Source organism: Xanthomonas sp. LMG 12461 (assembly GCF_009192935.1).
GTDB lineage: Bacteria > Pseudomonadota > Gammaproteobacteria > Xanthomonadales > Xanthomonadaceae > Xanthomonas_A > Xanthomonas_A sontii.
This window is the reverse complement of sequence record NZ_NQYT01000125.1, coordinates 1-3286: the sequence shown is the minus strand read 5'-3', so window position 1 is coordinate 3286 and position 3286 is coordinate 1. Positions and strand designations below refer to the sequence as shown.

Here is a 3286-nt window from a genome sequence, read left to right as displayed (position 1 = left end):
GGGGGCGGCGCTGACTCCTACTCGTGCTTGCTGGCACTGCGGCTAAACGGCCTGCCGCACTCCGCTCTCACCTACAACGATAGACCCTTATTTGACACAAGCGGCTTCAGCCGCGACAGGGATTACCGGTAACGCCCGTCGCGGCTGAAGCCGCTCCTACGAGGCCCCAAGCGCGAGGGGAGCCCGCTCTTGCGCATCCCCACTCCCAACTCCCCAATCCCGCCTCACCTCATACGGCCTCGCCAAAGGCCTTGGCCAGCCCGCGATACGCCTTGCGCTGCGCTTCGGTTTCCGGCGCCGGCGCCAGCACTTCCAGTTCGACGATCTGGTCGCCCGGCGGAGTGCCGGGCAGGCCGCGGCCGCGCAGGCGCAGCTTGCGGCCGGCGTCGGACTCCGGCGGGATCTTCAGTTCCACCGCCCCGCCCAGGGTCGGCACGCTGATGCTGGTGCCCAGCGCCGCCTGCCACGGCGTCACCTGCAGGGTATAGAGGATGTTGCGGCCGTCCACCTCGAACTGCGGATGCGCGGCGTACTCGATCTCCAGCAGCAGGTTGCTGCCGCCGTTGCCCTGCCCGCCCAGCCGGATCACCTGGCCGGGGCGCACGCCCTTGGGGACGCGCACGTCCAGTTGCTTGCCGTTGATGGTGATGCGCACGCTGTCGCCGGCGTACACCGCCTCCAGCGGCACCGCCAGCTTGGCGCGGGTGTCGCCGCGCGGCGCGCCCGAGCCCGGACCGGGGCCGGCGCCGCCCTGGCGGGCGCGCTGCTGGCGGGCGAACAGGCTCTCGAAGAAATCGCTGAAGCCGCCGCCGGCGCCGCCGTTGCCGAATACTTCCTCGAAATCGAAGCCCTGCGCGCCGCCGTAGTTCGGCGGCGCGTGGAACTCCTCGCCTGGCCGGTAGCCCTGCGCGCGCAGCTGGTCGTAAGCGGCGCGCTTGGGCGGGTCGCGCAAGGCCTCGTAGGCCTCGTTGATCGCCTTGAACTTCTCTTCGGCCCCAGGCTCCTTGCTGACGTCGGGATGGTACTTGCGCGCCAGCCGCCGGTACGCGGTCTTGATCTCGGCATCGCCGGCGCTGGGTTCCACGCCCAGGGTCGCGTAGTAATCCTTGAATTCCATCCATCACCTCAAAAAGAGTCGGCCCGCCGCCTTGCGGCAACGGGCCGGTTGCATGCACTGCGCCATCGCCCGGCCATTCTACGGCCGGCGGCGAGGGCGCGGCGTCGCGGTAGCGACGCCGCTGCGAGCGCGCGCTCACTGCACGATCGTGGCCCCTGTATCGACCTGGATCCGGCGCGGCGTGCTCGCCGGACGCTTGGGAATGCGCACTTCCAGCACGCCATGGTAGCCGGTGGCGGAAATGCCGTCCGGATCGGCGCTGTCGGGCAGCGCGAAGCGGCGATGGAAGCTGCCGTAGCGGCGCTCGATGCGCGAGAAACGCTCGGTGTCGGCGGCCGATTCGCTCTTGCGCTCGCCCTTGATCGAGAGGATGCCCTTGTCCATCGACACCTCGATCTCCGACGGGTCGATACCCGGCAGGTCGGCGTACAGCACGAAGCGCTCCGGCTCCTCCTTGATGTCCACGCGCGGCACCCACTGCGCGGTGACGACGGCCGATTCGTCGGTGCCGCCGTTGGGGTCGAAGAAGCGGTCGAACACCTGCTTGATCTCGTTCTGGAATGCGGCCTGGGCCGGCCACTGGCGATAACGGACGATGCTCATCGTGGTCTCCTGAAACGTTAATGAGGTACACCCCGGAGGGGACGGTTCGCGGCGGCGGGACCGGCCCGCCGTCCATGCCGGTCAGATAGGCCTGCCGCGGCGCTTTTCAAGGCGTTGACGCCACCTTCCCATTTCCGTTTCTAGACTCGGTTCATCCAAGGAGCCCGACATGCCCATCCAGACCGGCGAACGCATTCCCGAAGTGGTGCTGCAGCGCATCCGCGACGGCGTGGAAGCCGTGGACACGCGCACGTTGTTCGACGGCCGCCGCGTGCTGTTGTTCGCGGTGCCCGGCGCGTTCACCCCGACCTGTTCGGAGAAGCACCTGCCCGGCTATGTGGAGCACTTCGACGAGTTCCGCAAGCGCGGCATCGAGGTGTACTGCATGGCGGTCAACGACCCGTTCGTGATGCAGGCCTGGGGCAAGAGCCAGCTGGTGCCGGACGGCCTGCAGATGCTGTCCGACGGCAATGGTGCCTTCGCCAAGGCGCTGGGCCTGGAACTTGACGCCAGCAGCTACGGCATGGGCGTGCGAGCGCGCCGCTTCGCGCTGTACGCCGACGACGGCGTGGTGCAGGCGCTGTTCGTCGAGGCGCCGGGCGAGTTCAAGGTCTCCGCCGCCGACTACGTGCTGCAGCACCTTCCCGACTGATCCCCTTACCCACCACAGGAAACGGCCAGCCATGTCCAACAAGCCAGCCTCCCCGAAGACCGACGCCAAGCCGCTGCAGCACACCGCCGGCCTCACCGACACCGCCACGCTGCGCGCCAACGCCCGCCAGAGCATCGAGGACGGCGCGATCACCAAGAGCTACAGCGCCGACCGCGAGGCGGTGATCAAGATGCTCAACGACGCGCTCGCCACCGAGTACGTGTGCGTGCTGCGCTACTACCGCCACTACTTCATGGCCGCCGGCATGCTCGCCGACGCGGTCAAGGCCGAGTTCCTGGAACACGCGCAGCAGGAGCAGGCGCACGCGCACAAGCTGGCCGAGCGCATCGTGCAGTTGGGCGGCGAGCCGGACCTCAACCCGGACACGCTGACCGCGCGCTCGCACGCCGAGTACAAGGAAGGCGAGGATCTGCGCGACATGGTCAAGGAGAATCTGATCGCCGAGCGCATCGCCATCGACAGCTATCGCGAGATGATCAATTTCGTCGGCGACAAGGACACCACCACCAAGCGCATCCTGGAAGACATCCTGGCCCAGGAAGAAGAGCATGCCGACGAGTTCTCGGACATGCTGGAAGGCTGGATCGGCAAGTAAGCCGGTTCCGCATTCAAGCGCTTTCGTGGGAGCGGCTTCAGCCGCGACAGGCCTTCCTGATGGATTCTGTTGCGGCTGCGGCCGCTCCTACTGTTTTTCTGGTCTGACACACATGGTTGAAGCAACTGCAAAGGCTTTCGCCTTGCGGCGAGTCACTTTTCTTTGCTCGCGCAAAGAAAAGTAACCAAAAGAAAGCGCGCCCTGCCTTCGCGCCCTCCGCGCTGCGCGCTCCGGGTCCGCGAACCAGGCGGGATCCGCGGAAGGGGCATCCTGCCCCTGCCGCGGACGGCGTACATTC

5 protein-coding genes are annotated in these 3286 nt (G+C 67.3%); 2 read left to right on the top strand and 3 right to left on the bottom strand.

Features of this window, described 5'->3' with window-relative positions; genetic code table 11:
* Positions 1-229 precede the first annotated feature (229 nt).
* On the bottom strand, positions 230-1117 hold the full coding sequence (locus CEK68_RS20840; protein WP_152240529.1) for a DnaJ C-terminal domain-containing protein: 888 nt from the start codon (positions 1115-1117) through the stop codon (positions 230-232).
* A 135-nt stretch (positions 1118-1252) separates the two neighbouring features.
* Entirely contained in the window at positions 1253-1720 is a 468-nt protein-coding gene (locus tag CEK68_RS20835) for an Hsp20/alpha crystallin family protein (RefSeq protein WP_010341349.1), read from the bottom strand.
* Positions 1721-1889: 169 nt separating this feature from the next.
* Here CEK68_RS20835 and CEK68_RS20830 point away from each other — a divergent pair, with 169 nt between their 5' ends.
* Together CEK68_RS20830 and CEK68_RS20825 are read left to right on the top strand one after the other, a co-directional pair.
* Complete coding sequence (locus CEK68_RS20830) at positions 1890-2372, top strand: peroxiredoxin (protein ID WP_152240528.1); 483 nt, start codon at positions 1890-1892, stop codon at positions 2370-2372.
* Positions 2373-2403: 31 nt separating this feature from the next.
* The gene (locus tag CEK68_RS20825) at positions 2404-2988 is read left to right on the top strand and encodes a ferritin-like domain-containing protein (RefSeq protein ID WP_017916516.1); all 585 of its coding nucleotides are present in this window, start codon (positions 2404-2406) and stop codon (positions 2986-2988) included.
* Between the two features lie 87 nt (positions 2989-3075).
* Here the strand turns inward: CEK68_RS20825 and CEK68_RS21370 are convergent.
* On the bottom strand, positions 3076-3286 hold a 211-nt coding region (locus CEK68_RS21370), incomplete at its 5' end, for a hypothetical protein (RefSeq protein ID WP_226978004.1).

Coding starts and splice junctions, on each gene's coding strand:
- CEK68_RS20840 (WP_152240529.1), bottom strand. CDS start 1,117: ATGGAATTCAAGGATTACTACGCGACCCTGGGCGTGGAACCCAGCGCC.
- CEK68_RS20835 (WP_010341349.1), bottom strand. CDS start 1,720: ATGAGCATCGTCCGTTATCGCCAGTGGCCGGCCCAGGCCGCATTCCAG.
- CEK68_RS20830 (WP_152240528.1), top strand. CDS start 1,890: ATGCCCATCCAGACCGGCGAACGCATTCCCGAAGTGGTGCTGCAGCGC.
- CEK68_RS20825 (WP_017916516.1), top strand. CDS start 2,404: ATGTCCAACAAGCCAGCCTCCCCGAAGACCGACGCCAAGCCGCTGCAG.